At 46.6% G+C, this 16,738-nt stretch carries 13 protein-coding genes, 2 pseudogenes and 1 riboswitch; of the genes and pseudogenes, 1 reads left to right on the forward strand and 14 read right to left on the reverse strand.

From position 1 onward, the window contains the following. A pseudogene (locus tag CCU_RS05675) lies at positions 1-1,219 on the forward strand (ammonium transporter); the annotation flags it as partial. Positions 1,220-1,531: 312 nt separating this feature from the next. On the opposite strand, the gene CCU_RS05680 reads toward CCU_RS05675, so the two are convergent. The 14 genes and pseudogenes from CCU_RS05680 to CCU_RS05745 form a co-directional block, all read right to left on the reverse strand. Beyond that, positions 1,532-1,984, reverse strand: a complete 453-nt coding sequence (locus tag CCU_RS05680) for a DUF6465 family protein (RefSeq protein WP_015533902.1) — start codon at positions 1,982-1,984, stop codon at positions 1,532-1,534. Positions 1,985-2,214: 230 nt separating this feature from the next. Continuing rightward, positions 2,215-3,582, reverse strand: coding sequence for a UDP-N-acetylmuramoyl-tripeptide--D-alanyl-D-alanine ligase (locus CCU_RS05685; RefSeq protein WP_015533903.1), 1,368 nt, complete (start codon positions 3,580-3,582; stop codon positions 2,215-2,217). 106 nt (positions 3,583-3,688) lie between these two features. Next, complete coding sequence (locus tag CCU_RS05690) at positions 3,689-6,157, reverse strand: ATP-dependent DNA helicase (RefSeq protein WP_015533904.1); 2,469 nt, start codon at positions 6,155-6,157, stop codon at positions 3,689-3,691. Further along, positions 6,157-6,702 (reverse strand): DJ-1 family glyoxalase III, encoded by a 546-nt coding sequence (locus CCU_RS05695; RefSeq protein ID WP_015533905.1) that lies wholly within the window; start codon positions 6,700-6,702, stop codon positions 6,157-6,159. The genes CCU_RS05690 and CCU_RS05695 overlap by 1 nt, the downstream gene beginning before the upstream one ends. After that, complete coding sequence (locus tag CCU_RS05700) at positions 6,702-7,232, reverse strand: CYTH domain-containing protein (RefSeq protein ID WP_015533906.1); 531 nt, start codon at positions 7,230-7,232, stop codon at positions 6,702-6,704. Before CCU_RS05700 ends, CCU_RS05695 begins: the two co-directional genes overlap by 1 nt. A 37-nt stretch (positions 7,233-7,269) precedes the next feature. Further along, positions 7,270-8,091: a DUF1189 domain-containing protein gene (locus CCU_RS05705; protein ID WP_015533907.1), complete on the reverse strand. Its 822-nt coding sequence runs from the start codon at positions 8,089-8,091 to the stop codon at positions 7,270-7,272. A 45-nt stretch (positions 8,092-8,136) separates the two neighbouring features. Further along, a complete protein-coding gene (locus tag CCU_RS05710) occupies positions 8,137-8,955 on the reverse strand; it encodes a Cof-type HAD-IIB family hydrolase (protein ID WP_015533908.1) in 819 nt (272 codons plus the stop codon). A 144-nt stretch (positions 8,956-9,099) separates the two neighbouring features. After that, positions 9,100-9,561: a 6,7-dimethyl-8-ribityllumazine synthase gene (gene ribH / locus CCU_RS05715; RefSeq protein ID WP_015533909.1), complete on the reverse strand. Its 462-nt coding sequence runs from the start codon at positions 9,559-9,561 to the stop codon at positions 9,100-9,102. Positions 9,562-9,617: 56 nt separating this feature from the next. Further along, positions 9,618-10,822 (reverse strand): annotated as a pseudogene (locus tag CCU_RS05720) (bifunctional 3,4-dihydroxy-2-butanone-4-phosphate synthase/GTP cyclohydrolase II). A 25-nt stretch (positions 10,823-10,847) separates the two neighbouring features. Further along, positions 10,848-11,531: a riboflavin synthase gene (locus CCU_RS05725; RefSeq protein WP_015533911.1), complete on the reverse strand. Its 684-nt coding sequence runs from the start codon at positions 11,529-11,531 to the stop codon at positions 10,848-10,850. A gap of 24 nt (positions 11,532-11,555) precedes the next feature. After that, positions 11,556-12,704, reverse strand: a complete 1,149-nt coding sequence (gene ribD, locus CCU_RS05730; RefSeq protein WP_015533912.1) for a bifunctional diaminohydroxyphosphoribosylaminopyrimidine deaminase/5-amino-6-(5-phosphoribosylamino)uracil reductase RibD — start codon at positions 12,702-12,704, stop codon at positions 11,556-11,558. Positions 12,705-12,890: 186 nt separating this feature from the next. Then, positions 12,891-13,018, reverse strand: a riboswitch (FMN riboswitch). A gap of 94 nt (positions 13,019-13,112) precedes the next feature. Next, positions 13,113-14,762 (reverse strand): vWA domain-containing protein, encoded by a 1,650-nt coding sequence (locus CCU_RS05735; RefSeq protein WP_015533913.1) that lies wholly within the window; start codon positions 14,760-14,762, stop codon positions 13,113-13,115. A 12-nt stretch (positions 14,763-14,774) separates the two neighbouring features. Continuing rightward, on the reverse strand, positions 14,775-15,353 hold the full coding sequence (locus CCU_RS05740; protein WP_015533914.1) for a hypothetical protein: 579 nt from the start codon (positions 15,351-15,353) through the stop codon (positions 14,775-14,777). A 27-nt stretch (positions 15,354-15,380) separates the two neighbouring features. Further along, positions 15,381-16,595, reverse strand: a complete 1,215-nt coding sequence (locus CCU_RS05745; protein ID WP_243440865.1) for a hypothetical protein — start codon at positions 16,593-16,595, stop codon at positions 15,381-15,383. Positions 16,596-16,738: the final 143 nt, after the last annotated feature.

Here is a 16,738-nt window from a genome sequence, read left to right on the forward strand (position 1 = left end):
ATGGTTCCTTGTCGGAGCCGCACTGGTATTCTGGATGCAGGCCGGATTTGCAATGGTTGAGGCCGGTTTCACATGAGCCAAGAATGCCGGAAACATTATAATGAAGAATCTCATGGATTTCTGTCTCGGTACAGTTTCATTCATGATCCTCGGTTCATCACTTCTGCTCGGCAGCAGTGACTGGGCACTCGGAGGTTTCATCGGAAAACCATCATGGGATTTGTTCCTTCACTTTGAAAACTATGACTGGTCAAGCTTCGTATTCAACCTTGTGTTCTGTGCAACAGCAGCAACCATCGTGTCAGGAGCTATGGCAGAGAGAACAAAGTTCTCTGCATATTGTGTATACTCAGCTATCATCTCACTGCTGATATATCCTATTGAGGCTCACTGGATCTGGAATCCAGGTGGCTGGCTTGTAAAACTTGGCTTCCATGATTTTGCCGGTTCATGTGCCATCCATATGGTAGGTGGAATCTCAGCACTGATTGGTGCCGCATTACTTGGACCTCGTATCGGAAAGTTCAATAAGGATGAGAATGGCAAAGTAGTAAAGGTTCACACCTTCCCTGGTCATAACCTTCCACTCGGCGCACTCGGTGTATTCATCCTGTGGTTCGGCTGGTACGGATTCAACGGTGCAGCCGCAACATCTGTTGAGCAGTTAGGTTCTATCTTCCTCACTACTACTATCGCACCTGCACTTGCAACAGTTTCATGTATGATATTTACATGGCTCAAATATGGCAAGCCTGATGTGTCAATGTGTCTCAACGCTTCACTCGCTGGTCTTGTTGCCATCACAGCTCCTTGTGATACAGTCGATGCTTTCGGCGCAGCTATCATCGGTATCGTTGCCGGACTTCTCGTAGTATTCGGAGTATGGCTCTGTGACCACGCATTACATGTTGACGATCCTGTCGGTGCCGTAGCCGTACATGGTGTAAATGGTATCTGGGGAACAATCGCTGTAGGTCTCTTCTCCACAACAACTGTTCCTGGAAATGATACATTAAACGGTCTGTTCTACGGCGGTGGCATTCATCCACTTCTCATCCAGTTACTTGGATTTGCAGCAGTTGCAGCATGGACAGCAGTTACGATCACCATCGTATTCCTGATCATCAAGAAGACTATGGGACTTAGAGTATCTGAGGAGGAAGAGATCAAGGGACTTGATCCTACAGAGCATGGTCTTCCTACAGCATACGCAGATTTCCTGACAACAAAGTAATTCATAATATATAGTATTATCTGCAAGCAAAAAGCCTGTGGTATGAATCAAAGTTCATATCACAGGCTTTTTAATATATTCACATCCACATGCCATGTATAAGCAGTATATGCGGATTCTTCCTGTCTCCATACTCGTGTATTGTCATCTCTTACCCCCTGTAAAAGCATTAGTTAGATTATCCTAACCCATGACATATTATCACAGAAAGGCACTTATATACAACACAATATTGCACAAAGAAAAAAGATCCCAGTCATTACGACCGGGATCCGTCTTAAAACAAACATCTATAGATTAAAGACTGTAAGAACCTGATTCTCCATCAGCTGTATAATATACCATGCCTGTTTCTGGCTGGTAGTATACGTTCAATTCCTTAACTGTCTTATTGCCAATAACTTCCTTCACCTTAGCAACGATTGCTGCCATCTTGATCTGACCGCCAGCGAACTCAACAAATACATTCTCTGTTGTCTTAGCTGGAACTGCCTTCTTTGCTGTAGCCTTCTTTGCAGGTGCTGCTGCCTTTGTCTCTTCCTTCTTAGCTGGTGCTGTTTTCTTTGCAGGTGCTGCCTTTGGCTCTTCCTTAACTGGAGCTGCCTTCTTTGCAGGTGCTGCCTTTGTCTCTGTAGCTGCTGTCTTCTTTGCAGCTTCCTCTTTCTTAACTGCCTCAACCTTAGCAAGTGCTGCTGCAGGTGTTGCCTTTGTTACCTTCTTTGTCTCATCTGCCTTCTTTGCTGTAGCCATGATTCTTTCCTCCCAAATAAAAAGTATCTATGTAATCTTATGTATTTATTTTCAAGCTAGGTTGATATTACTCCATTTTTTATATTTTTTCAATATAACCAAATTCTTTTCTCCCTTTTGTATCGTTTTGGGAATTGATTTACAATAAATGGCAACACTTTACACAAAAAGGCGGTCACAGATCGTTGTAAATCCGTGACCGCTTTTGTCATTTTGTACAAATACACACACTAATTCGTGAGAATATTAACCACTTCACTCAATTTCATTCCGTTTGATCCCTTCAAAAGCACTATATCCTCAGGCTTCATGAGCGCCATAAGGTATATCGCGATCTCCTCCGTGTCAGTGAATGACACAGTCTTGGCATACTTCGTATCACAGGCATCCAGAGCTTCCTTGATCTTCTGGGCATGCTCTCCGATGACTATGACCTCATCTATCTTCTTATCTCTGAGATACTCTCCGACTTCATAGTGGTACTCATCGCTCTTCTCTCCGAGCTCAAGCATATCGCCGAGCACGATATACTTCTTGCCCTCGCACTTCATGTCACAGAGGACATCGGTGCTAGCCTTCATGGAATCAGGGCTTGCATTGTATGTATCGTCTATGATCGTGTATTTGCCAGGAAGCTTGATGACCTTCTGTCTGAGACCTCTGAAATTCTCAAATGCCTTCGACGACTTCTCATATGGAACTCCAAGCTGATGCGACACAGCCATGGCCACCAATGAATTGCGCACGTTGTGCAGTCCCATCACTCCTACCTTGACAGTTACAACGTCATCCCCATGTACCATATCGTATACAGAATATCCATCCTCCATGCGGATGTTAGTTGCTCTGAAGTCCATGCCCTCGCCGCAGCCATATGTGTATACCTTACATGGTATCTCATCCTTGACCGCATACAGCATAGGATCATCACCGTTGATATACAGTGTTCCATTCTCGCCCATGCCCTTGATGATGTTGAGCTTCTCCTTGCGGGTGTTCTCCAGTGAACCCATATATTCTATATGTGCAACGCCTATGGTCGTTATAACGCATATATCCGGCTGAGCTATATCAGTGAGGATGTCCATCTCACCCGGCTCGCCGATTCCAAGCTCAAGAACAGCCACATCGTACTCGTCTGTCATCCTTGACACCGTGATAGGCTCGCCATACACCGAATTATAATTGCCCTCTGTGTGGAAGCACTTCATTCCAGCACTGACAGCCGCTGTGATCATCTCTCTTGTCGTGGTCTTGCCCACGCTTCCTGTAACCGCCACAACAGGCATATCGTATCTGTTCCTTATATACTTTCCAATGGCCTGCAATGCCTTAACAGTATCATCCACCCTGATATACGCCTTGTCCGACACCACAACATTGTCATGCTCCGATGTGAGTGTGGCTGCTGCAGTCTGAAGTGCTGATTCTATAAATCTGTGTCCGTCGGTTCTTGTTCCTATGATTGGAACGAACAGATCGCCCTCCTTGGCCTCCTTAGAGTTTATACAGATGTCAGTGAGAACAGTGTTCTCATCTCCGCAGAGGAGTACGCCTCCTGTAGCTTCCAGAATATTTTTTACTGTTATATCTACCATCACTATCCCCTTTTTTTCATATTGATAAAATATATACAACCGGGCTTTACCGCCGCTCCGGCTTCATCAGGTGTCCATTATAGCACTGTATTATGCTTTTGTATATTTAAATCTCTTTACTTTTATAATCCCAGAACTGTTCAAGGATCCCGTCCACATTTTGCATGTTGCATATCACGCTGTCATTCCATTCCACAGGAAACAGCTCCGTGTAACGCCTGGTGGCAAATCTCTCGTCTATCAGAAGTATTATCCCCTGATCCGTCTCCGTCCTTATGACTCTTCCGGCAGCCTGAAATACCTTGTTTATTCCCGGGTACTGGTACGCATATCTGAATCCATTCCTGTCGGATGCAGCCTCTTTTTCGTCCGCCGCGGTTCTGCTGTCGAAGTAATCCATCATCAGCTTTCTCTCCGTGCACACCTGGGGAAGACCGGGTCCGACTATTATCGCTCCTATCAGCCTGTCACCAGTCAGATCGATTCCCTCGGAGAATATTCCGCCCATGATACACAGTGCCAGCACATTGTCCTTCTCCTCAAATGCCCTCAGAAAGCTCTCTCTGTCGCTCTCCGTCATGTATTGTTCCTGGGCTATAACTTCCACCCCAAGAGACTCTGGAAGCTCTTCAGTGAGCACATGCACCTTCTCCAGCATGGCATACGATGGAAAGAACACCATATAGTTGCCCGGTCTCGCACTTATCACGCGCTCTATATAGCTGTAAATGTTCCTGTACATCGCCTCATTACGGTTCGTGTATCTGGTCGTGACATCATTTGCTATCATTATCTTCCTGTTCTCCGCAGAAAATGGAGACGGGATGTATATTGCCCTGTCCTCCGGGCAGTCCGACAGCATCTCCATATAATATCTGACAGGAAGTATCGTAGCCGAGAAAAACACCGTGGCAAGCCCTTTGTCCAAGCAGTTTCTTATGTTAACTGCAGGCTTGACGCAGTACAGTCTCACCACAAATCTTCCGTCATCCCTTATCTCGTCATACACGACATAATTCTCATCCATCATCTCCGCAATGTTCAGAAATGAAGTGAGATTAAAATAAAAGTTCAGGACTTCCTTTCTCTCCGGGATCTGCCTGTGCTCCTCCAGAAAGAGCTGTATTGCTTCATGGAGGCTGAGCAATTTCAGGTGAAGAGGTGCTATGCTCGAGAGCACCCTGTATCCCTCCTCAGGAACCTCCTTCTTCATCGTAAGCAGCTCTCTGTTGCAGCTTCCTATATGTCTTGCCATACGGCCGCCATACTGGGCTGTGAGCTTCTTGAGCTCCAGAAAGTCCTCCTTCACAATCTCCGCACTGTACATGGACGAAGCCCTGTCCACAAGGTTGTGCGCCTCATCCACAAGGAATACATAATCTCCCGGCTTACCGCCCTCTGCCGCAAAGAACCTCTTGAGGCTCGCCCTCGGATCAAAGACATAGTTATAGTCACATATCACCATGTCAGCAAACAGACTCACATCAAGGCTCAACTCAAACGGACACACCCTGTGAGCCTGTGCGTACCGTATTACCACATCTCTGTCAACCACCGTCTCATGTAATACCACGTCGTACAGCGCATCATTTACCCTGTCAAAATGCCCCTCGGCATACGGACATACCGCAGGATTGCAATCCACCTGTTCCTGACAGCATATCTTCTCTTTTGCCGTGAGTATTACAGTCTTAAGCCTGAGACCTCTGTCCTCCAGCAGCTCCACCGCATTTCTCGACACAGTGTGGGCTATGGTCTTGGCTGTCAGATAGAATATTTTCGACACATGTCCCTGAACCATGGATTTTATGGACGGGTACACCGCCGCCATGGTCTTTCCGATTCCAGTTGGTGCCTGGACATACAGATGTTTTTCCTGCTCAATAGCCCTGTACACATACAGAGCCATCTCCTTCTGGCCCTTCCTGTACTCAAATGGGAACTCCATGTCCGAGATGGACTGATTCCTCATGAGCTGATGCTTTTCCACCAGATCAATCCATTTGCAAAGCTCCGCCATCATTGAGCTGAACCATTTCTCCAGATAGCCAAATGAATATCTCCGCCTGAAGAACTTCTCCTTCTCGCTGTCAAGGTTTACATAACTTATCCTCACATCTATCCAGCTATAATTATTCTCTTTTGAATATATATACGCATAGCACATCGCCTGGGCCACGTGGACGCGCTGCGGGCTCTCCATGTCATCGAGGTTCCTGTATATGCCCTTTATCTCATCTATAAGCACATCGCTGTCATGGAAGTCCACAGCATACCCCTCTGCCATGTCAAAGCCGTCGTCAATATCCCCGGACTCTTCCTGTTCGCCACCGCATCTGTCTATGATTCCATCAGCCCGGCCCTCCACAGTTATCAGATGTCCGCCAAGCTCCTCTGTATACCGGAGCGGCACCTCTGAATTATAATGAGACCCTGCCCTTTTCTGAAGCTTCCTGTGAATCCTGCTACCCGCATTCATCGCTTCTCTGGACAGAGTCCCACTACTGCTATCACTTATATCGCCACTGCGGAAGATGAATTCCACCAGGCTCCTAACTGATATTTTTATATTCATTATCTCTTATATACTATCTTCTCTGCGAGATCGTCCGCAGTCTGTCTGTCTATGAGTATCTCAACCAGCTTAAGTGCAAATTCTATGGCTGTTCCCACTCCTCTGCTGGTGATTACATTTCCGTCCACCACTACCGGCTCCGTGCTGTGGCGCTTCGCCATGAGCTGATCCTCACATCCCGGATAACATGTTGCATTCTTGTCCGCAAGCACGCCAAATGCGCCAAGTGCTGTAGGTCCCGCACAGATAGCAGCCACATAACCGCCTCTGTCATTCTGTGCCTTGACCATGGCCTGAACCTTTGAATTTGTCTTGAGGTTCGGAACCCCCGGAATACCTCCAGGAAGAACTACAAGATCGCACTGGTCATCGATCTCTGATAACTTCTCATCCATCGTGACCTCCATGCCGCGCGCTCCTGTCACTGTATCCTGATCGTCAGCCGACACCATCAGGCACTCAACTCCGGCTCTCCTCAAGAGATCCACCACCGTGAGAGCCTCTACCTCTTCATAACCTGTTGCAAATAAAACTCTTGCCTTCATCACTTTTCCTCCTTATTCGCACTCTTTACAAAACTGTCTATATCACGTCTGTCCATGCCGCTCAGGGCGCTGTTCTGATAGATACCGTCCTCAGTCACATCCCTGCCAAACCACGTTGGCGGCACAAATGTATTTGCAAATTTCTCCTCCGGGAATTCAACCTCAGCATAGGTGAGTCCGCCAAATATCCCGTCGAACACGTCCAGCTCGATCTTCAGTTCCCTGTCCACTTCACTGTCACCACAGGTTCCGTCTGTATCGGAAAGCGGTATTATATACCGGTCCTTCTCTATTATATTGCCGTCTGCCTTACATCTGAGATTCCTGTATTCATCCTCGTCCAGATCCATCTCGAATTCCTGCCTGCTGAGCAGTCCCTTGGATTTGACCGTGAGCACACGTCTGTCGTCCGTTCTCCTGATCCTTATGACCGGCTTCACGGACACATACATCTGTTCCATGTGCTTCACCTGATATTTTGTCAGATCGACAGGTATCTCATGTACAAGGTATTTTCTCTCTATCTCCATATATGCCTCCACCTATTCAAACCAAATGACCGCCTTATCAGAACACATCTCCCGGCGGTATATCTCCACTCACATAGCTTCCTATAGCTTTGTTCATAAATACCATGGACACGACAAGTGCGATGATCCATACAACAAACGAGGATAACAGATATCCAAGAGCAGTGTTGACCGACATTATGAACACCGCCAGAGTCTGTGCATAGACACATATCGTAAATACCTTGCCGTAGGACAGTCCCGTGTTGAGAATTCTTGCAAGTCTATTGCCCGCTATACTGAATATCAGCGCAAGGAGAAGCTGTCTGCCCGCCGATGCCACCATCACCGCAATGAACATGATCACCATGTACATATAAAATACCGGTGTCAGTACCGCCAGCTTGCTATTGTTGAAGCCATCCGGCAGGAACATGTATTTGAGCGGTGTCTCCATGTAATCATAGCCCTTGCCATCTGAGACCATTCCCATGACTATATTCTCACTTCCTATGGCGATGTACACTCCATCCGTTTCCATGGAGTCAAGGTTCACTGACGCATTCTCCGTGTTGATGTACAGAGTAGCATTTCCTATCTCAAGCTGCATATCATGTTCCATGTCGAGCTTATTGTCATGATATGTGAATGCCGGGATCTTATTTGTTATGAGATTCCTCAGACCTCCGACCTTGCCAACCCAGAATATGGCGTCTATTCCAAACTCTATAAATGCCAGTAAAAAGGATATGATCACCACAAACCACACAAGGCGTCCCGTCTTCAGCTTAACCAGTTGTTTGTAATTCTTCGGACTGCTGACCGCTATCGACAACTGATCGAGCAGCGTCACCTTCTTGTTCTCTTCCTGTTCTTCCATATAAATCTCCAACTCTAATAATTATTGACCGGCAAAATGAACCAGCTATTCCATCGGCTCTATGATCCCAAGCTTCACCATAGCCTTATATATTCCATCATTCTCCGCATCGTCTGTGACCATCATAACCTGTCTTTTGAGCTCCTCCGGCCCCTTCTCCATGATTATGCTGTTCGGACAATATAATAACATAGGTGCGTCATTGTTGCCATCACCAAATGCATATGCATTTTCAAGCGGAATATCAAAATAATCCAGAAGATACTGTATACCTGTCGCCTTACTAAATCCCTTGGGAACTATCTCGCAGAAATTTGAACCTCTGTCGATATAGTCAAAATGCTGTGATACATACGCGCGGAACTCAGGAACATTTTTATTGTCATCCGCGAACCAGCAGCAGAACTTGTCGAATTCAAAGTCATCCGAGTCCACATCCTCCCCAACAAATATTCCATTTGCCCGGAAGTATCTGACCATCTCTGCAAGGAGTTCATTTCCCATGTTCTGACCGTCCACGTACACCTTGTCTCTGTGCTCATACATTCCAAACATGTCATATCTGCGGCATGCATAAGCTATATCCCTGCACACATCCCTGCTGACATCATTGTGGAACAGCTCTTTGCCGTCATAGTAAATGGATGTTCCGCAGCCACACACAAAGCCATCAAAACCCGCAGCCTTGATCTCATCAGTGACATTACAGTAAACCCTGCCAGTGTTGATGAACACCAGATGTCCGTTGGCTCTCGCCTGCGCCAGCGCATGCCTTGCGCTGTCCGGGAAGTATCTCCTTCCGTCCTCGGTTATAAGCGTTCCGTCTATATCAAAGAACAATATCTTCCTGTCTGTGCTTTTCATATATTATATCCATCCTGTCATATATTTACAGGCACATGTATTATAACTACACGTGCCTGTATCTTCTGTACGCATTATATTTTCACTTGATAACCTGCGCATGCATCAGCATGCTTCATTATATCGCATTTTCTGCAGTCTGCATTACAACTGCTTCATGAGGTCGATCATCTCAAGAGCTCCCATAGCGCAGTCATAACCCTTGTTGCCGGCCTTTGTTCCTGCACGCTCGATGGCCTGCTCGATATTCTCTGTTGTAACAACTCCGAACATTACAGGTACACCTGTCTCAAGTGATACTGAGGCAACGCCCTTTGAAACCTCGTTGCACACATAATCATAGTGGCTTGTCGCACCACGGATAACAGCACCAAGACAGATAACAGCGTCATACTTGCCGCTTGCAGCCATCTTCTTTGCGATTACAGGGATCTCAAATGCACCCGGAACCCATGCAACTGTGATGTCGTCTGCATTCACATCATGACGGAGAAGCGCATCCTCTGCACCGCTGACCAGCTTTGAAACTATGAACTCATTGAATCTCGCTGCTACTATACCTATCTTTGCTCCATTTGCTACTAACTTTCCTTCTACCTTATTCATCTGATTTATCCTCCTTATTCTATATCGGAGCTTACCCAGCCCCTCCTTATGAAATATTAGACTTCGTGTAACATATGACCCATTTTCTCTTTTTTGTCTTGAGATAAAATGCGTCAAACTTGGTTGGCTCTATCTCTATAGGAACTCTCTCCACGATCTCAAGATTGTAGCCTGCAAGGCCGTATACCTTGAGTGGATTGTTGGTGAGGAGTCTGATCTGTCTGATTCCGAGATCCACAAGTATCTGTGTTCCTATGGTGTAATCCCTTGCATCATCAGGGAAACCAAGCTTGAGGTTTGCCTCAACGGTGTCAAGCCCCTGATCCTGAAGCGCATATGCCTTGATCTTGTTGATAAGGCCGATTCCTCTGCCCTCCTGTCTCATGTACAGGAGCACGCCTCTACCTTCCTTGGCAATGGCCTTCATGGCCGCATCGAGCTGCTGTCCGCAGTCACACTTCTGTGAGCCGAAGCAATCGCCTGTGAGGCACTCGCTGTGCACACGGCAGAGAACAGGCTTGCCGTCAGCTATATCACCCATTGTGAGTGCTACGTGATGTTCACCGTTCAGCTTGTTGATATATCCACAGATCGTAAACTCACCATACTTTGTTGGAAGCTTTGCCTTGGCTACGCACTCAACAAATACTTCATGCTCTTTTCTGTACTGCACAAGCTTCTCTATGGTCGATATCTTAAGGCCATGAACCTTTGCAAATTCCACAAGGTCATCCTTTCTCGCCATGGTTCCGTCATCCTTCATGATCTCACAGCACAGTCCGCAAGGCTTAAGTCCTGCAACCTTCATAAGATCAACCGTAGCCTCTGTGTGGCCGTTTCTCTCTATGACTCCGCCTGCAACTGCCTGAAGTGGGAACATATGTCCCGGCCTTCTGAAGTCATCCGGCTTTGCATTCTCATCCACAAATTTTCTGGCTGTGTAGCCTCTCTCCTCGGCTGAGATTCCGGTGGTTGTATCCACATGATCCACTGATACTGAAAATGCTGTGCAGTGGTTATCTGTATTGGTTATACACATCTGTGGGAGATTCAGCTTATCCGCATATGACGCATCCATAGGCATGCATATGAGACCTCTCGCCCACTTTGCCATGAAGTTGACATTCTCCGTTGTAGCAAATTCTGCTGCACAGATTACATCTCCCTCATTCTCTCTGTCCTCGTTGTCGAGCATGACAACCGGCTTTCCCGCCGCAAGATCTGCAGCGATCTCCTCTATCGAGTTGAATTCAAAACTCATCACTCTACCTCCTTAAAATATCTGTCTACATAAATCCATTTTCTGCCAGAAACTTCATATCAAGTCCTGATCTATCTGAAGCATTTCCATTTGAAAGCTTTTCATCTGTATCGTCACCTTTGTATGGCATAAGCAGTTTCTCAACATACTTTCCAACCACGTCATTTTCAAGGTTGACCACCTTGCCCGGCTTGCCATCCAGCAGCGTCGTCTCTCCCGCCGTGTGCGGAATGATCGACACCTTAAAGCATGTATCATCGACATACGCAACCGTAAGGCTTATACCGTCTATGGCTATTGAGCCCTTCTCAATGATGTATCTGAGTATCTTCGGAGAACAATCTATTGTCACCCACACTGCATTGTCCTCCCTTTTGAGCTCTCTGATCGTTCCGGTTCCATCTATATGTCCTGACACTATATGTCCGCCAAATCTTCCTCCGGCCGCCATGGCACGCTCAAGGTTCACCCTGCTGCCACCGGTAAGCTGTCCAAGTCCGCTTCGTCTCAAAGTCTCAGGCATGACATCCGCAGTAAAGATATTCCCCGATATGCCGGTTGCAGTAAGACACACACCGTTTACCGCTATACTGTCTCCAACCTGGCTTCCATGGAGAACCTTGTCTGCCTGCACCGTGATGCTGCAGGAGCTTACACCTTTATCTATCTTTCTTATAGTTCCTATCTCTTCTACTATTCCTGTGAACATGTATGACCTCTTTTCTATAAGTTCTTAAACCTTTTTGTATCTGAGCATCACATCTTCATCAAATCTTCTGACCTCGTCAAGTCCAAACATATGTGCATCCGCAGGCACATCAACACCCGTTCCGGATACCGGACTGTACTTGCCCTCGCCGCCAAATATCTTCGGGGCAATGAATACACATGCCTCATCCACAAGACCTTCAGACACCATGCTGTAGTTGAGCTCGCCGCCGCCCTCAAGCAGTATTCCGTCTATGCCTTTCCCGCCGAGGATCGTCATGAGCTGCCTTAGATCCACCTGTCCATCCACATCTTCGGTCTCTATGATGCTTACACCTTTATCCTTGAGTCTCTCACACTTTGCTGAGTCTGAAGCTCCCGCTGCCGTCGTGGCAACTATGGTCTCTATCTCCCCGGCTGTCTGTACGATCTGTGAATCCTCCGGAATCCTGAGCTTGCTGTCACAAACTATCCTGATCGGATTTCTGACATTATCAGTATCCCTGTCCGTGCTTTTCTCTATTCTGCATGTCAGCATCGGATCATCCGCAAGCACTGTTCCTATGCCCGCCATAATACCCTTATGTCTGTTTCTGAGTTCCATGACATACGCCCTTGATGCCTCACCGGTTATCCACTTGCTGGCCCCTGTGTGGGTAGCGATCCTGCCATCCATGGTCATGGCATATTTCATGGTCACATACGGCTGTTTATTTACTATATACTTAAAGAAAATACCGTTTATGGCATCGCACTCGGCTTTGAGGCAGTGTGTGTACACCTCTATCCCGGCATCACGCAGTCTCTTAAAACCTTTTCCTGCCACCATGGCATTCGGATCATCGGAACCACAGTAGACCTTTCTGATCTTGTGCTCTATGATCGCGTCCACACATGGAGGCTGCTTGCCAAAATGGCAGCACGGCTCAAGCGTCACATACATGACTGCGCCCTCGGCATCTGCCTGATCCTTAAGACTGGCAAATGCTGCGCGCTCAGCGTGGAGCTCTCCATATCTCACATGATATCCCTCTCCTATGATCCTGCCATCCTTCACTATGACAGCACCTACAAGCGGATTTGGATTCACTGCTCCAGTGCCGCGCCTTGCAAGCTCTATGGCACGTCTCATATATGACGGATCAAATTCATCATCTATATCATATTTTTCCATATGACCACCATCCTACTTAATACCTTTACAGACAGACTATCGGATATTGCTCATTCAAGCCTCCGAAGTATCTGTTCAAAACACAAGAAAAAACCCCGAAGATAACTTCGGGGTTTTCTCTTGTTCAGGTATCCATCACCGAAATCCATCACAACGGACTTCCATCAGATACCCTGTTCTGAATATATAATACTTCTCTCATCCAGACTATACTGTCGGTCCCGGAATCACACCGGATCATGCCTCATGGCTCACGGACTTAAGGTTTCCCTAACACCGTCGGTGGAGAATTGCACTCACCCCCGAAGATCTATCATCGTATGCAGTTGTCTCTTAAAAACGACTATATTGTATTCCATATGCCAACGGAATGCAACTGTTTTTTATGATGTATTTTACCGATAAATTTTAAAGCTGTGAATTGAACAGGCTCTTTATCTTGTAAATAATATCATCACTGTCCGCATTTATAGATGCCGCCTCATTTATTCCTGAGAGCTTTGTAAGCTCATCCGTGTCAGCATCTCCGCCGTAACCTATCGTGTATACAGGTATGTTCGACTGTCTGAGCGCACTTGTTATCTCATCCATGGAATATCCCACATTGGCATATCCATCGCTGAGAAGGAACAGCATACACTTTGCATCCGGGTGCTCTGCCTTTGCATCGGTTATCATCTTCATCGCAACCACAACGGCATCATACGAAGCCGTTCCGCCTGAAGCCATCAGATTGTTGACCGATCCCTGGAAATATGATCTCTGGTTCAGGTCAAACTGGGCGATCGGAACCTCCACTGTAACTGAGCTTGAGTAGCTGACAAGCCCAACATAATTGTTGTCATTGATATACTGCGCACCGTTTGTCAGACTGTTCTTGAGCTGGTTCATAGGATCTCCGTCCATGGAACCGCTGCAGTCCGCAACAAACACCGCGATGATGTCCTTGCCGTTATCCTTTGTCTTCTTGTATGTCTTGAGACCCTGTGTGACCTGTGCACCGGAAAATTCTTCCGTCGCAGTATAATCATCGTTGGCATTGAAGCCCTTCTTTGTCGCGATCGTCTGCATATCATCACTCTTGCAGTAATCCACAACGAGCTGTATGGCCTCAAGCTCTGATGCAGACTTTCCCGACTTATTACATATGTATACAGGATTGTCATGTCTCACGCCAAATGCAATGAAATCATACATTGACACGAGATTGCTGTCATTGATATATGCCTGATACTCTGACAGCATAGCATCGAGTGTTCCGTTTGATGCACTATCTCTCATCTGCTGTGTTGTATATGCAACGTATGGTATGTTTGAGTTAAACTTTGTAAAGTTATCTTCTCCGTCCTGAAGCAGCGTGAGCAGGAGGTTAAGTCCTGTGGCACTTGTCTGTGGGTTCGTGTATCCCATGGTGATCTTGTTGTCCTGAACGGCCTTTATGGCATCGGCAGCAGTAGTGTAACCGCTGTCCTTCTTCACAAGGATTCCCGCTGTATTTCCAACCAGTCTGTCCGCGTAAAGCTCAAGGCTGCCGCTGTTCGACATCGCATACTCTCCGAACAGGGTGTTGCTCGGGGTGTACAGATCCGGGAGATATTTGCCGGAAATGATATAGTCAGCGGCTGTACCGGATGGCACTGATCTCACGCTCATCGATACCGACTTGCCGTCCGCTGTCTTCACACCAGAACCGTTGAAGGAATTTGCAACATCTATAAGCCATGAGTCGTTGTCCTTTCCCGCCTTCTCACCTGATGTAAATATCTCTATATCTATGTCTCCATTGCCCTCAACTGCCAGTGGATATTTGTCTATCTCAGGCAGCTCCGCATACAGATCCGGAGTGTCCAGAGTGACCGTACCCTTTACAGGGGTCGCTTCATTTACATCGAGATCTGCATATAACTCATCAAGAGTCATATCCGATCTTGATGGTCCTCCATTTCCACCGCCTGCTATGTTGATAACCTTCCTGCCGACTATTCCGATAATGACCGCGATCATCGCAATTATCACCAGCACGCCGACTACCACTAATCCTTTTGTCCTTTTATCCATTTCTTCCTCCTTTTACATTCCCTGACTGTGGACATCCTGCCTCATGCCATTCATGCACTCTATGACATCATCCACATATTTCATATCCAGCGAGCTCAGGTTGGTGTCAATATCAACCATCTTCTCCACCAGAATATTGAATTTTCTCACCAGCTCGTCGCCCTGTCTGCACAGATTGTCGAGGTATACCGGCTGGGGTCTCGTGTAATAATCGTATGTCTGTATAAAGCCTATGGCACTGTCCATGTTGCTCTGTGCCTGCTGCTTTATATCCTCGTACAGATTGCGGACACCACTGCCCTCCTCCACATTCTCCTGGAAGTATTCCTCCCTGGACATTATGCTCTCATACTGTCTGTTGAGTCTCTCTATCTGTGCATCAAACAAATGTCCCCTGGCACTGTCCTTGAGCTTCTCCGTCGAGCGTCTTCCCTTGAGTATATGTACATTTGCTGTTATGGTGAATGTCAGCCACACTACACTGATCACAACACCTATAGCTATTCCCACCATACTATCAGCCAGCACAAACATTACTATTGCCAGTATGAACATTATCAAGCCTATGATATTGACCGCTATCAATCCCATCGTTTTTCCTCCTAAAGTCAATATATATCACACCGCATCTGCATGTTCATTGTCTCTCTGCAATACGCTGAGCCTTTGTTTTGCAGCATCGGTGACCGTAAGTCCCGAAAAGTCAGCAAATTCCTTCTTCTCATTTCTTATGAGCATGACCGCAAACTCCCTGTCCGTCTCCTCCGCGCAGGACAGCAGTTCATGGTAATCCACCGGCCTATCCTCATATATTCGAAGCGCAACAGCCTCCGGCACAACAATAAACGTCATGGACGTGTGCGTCTTATCCTCTATGTATATCTCCGCCTTGTCCGCAAATTTTGCAAATTCCTCCGCCTGAGTCTGAAAGCCTCCACTCTGAAGCTCCGCCAATATCCTGTCTCTGTCCTCCATGAGACTGTCGAGATACAGATAGCCCTTCAGCAACAGGAGTCCCATAAGTCCATCTGACATATTGAAGTCAAGTATACAGCCATGTCCCTCGTCACTGTCTGTCAGTACATGACACACGCACTCCGCTATATCCTCATCGCTGAGTCCGCTGTATTTATACGCCTGCTCAATCCCATCATTTGTTATGAGCACGGTCTCTACATTTCCCCTTACAGACTTTTTCTTCCTGATGCTCTCAACAGGACGTGCAGCTATCTTGAACGCCTTCAGCGCATTTACAGCATCATCTATGCTCTTCTTCCCTGATATAGAGGTCTCAAACCGTCCCTGATCCGTAGCTGCCGCCTGCACATTCCTGTATATTCTTTGTACAGAGATCTTATTTCTCCTCATTATCGCACTTAAAATGTCAATATCTGACTTCTGACCGGCCAGATATCTCTGAAGCTCCGCTCTGAGCTTTCTCCTGAAATCAAGCTCGTACTCAGTGTTGGTTATATCCGTTCCTGAATACCACCGTTTCTCCAGATATTTGTAATTATCCGGATCCCTCAGTCTGTCCAGCGCACTGTTCTTCAGACTGTTCACACCTTCCTCATCGGTCTCCAGCTCACAGGCAAGTTCCGGCACACTGCATCTGTCATGTCTGTAGCCATAGAGCTTATCTATCACTATCTTCTCCCTGTAATTCAGTTTGTCTATGAGTTCATCGAACATCCGCCTGCACATACCATCCTGTGAATAGGACAGCGTATCCGCCTGCACCCCAAATACAGAACTGTACAGTGCTTCATACGGACTGATAACATCCAGCATATATTTATTATTTTCTTTTCTTAGAACATACGCCCTGTGCAATATCCCACACCTCATTCTATATAAGTTCTTAATCCAATATGCAAACTGGCATACATATCTGATATGCCCATCATCATTTTTACTTATATCTGAACTTAATCATTTTAATTATACATGTTTTGCCACAAATTAAAAACATAAAA

Source organism: Coprococcus sp. ART55/1, from assembly GCF_000210595.1.
In the GTDB taxonomy this organism is placed as follows: Bacteria; Bacillota; Clostridia; order Lachnospirales; family Lachnospiraceae; genus Coprococcus; species Coprococcus aceti.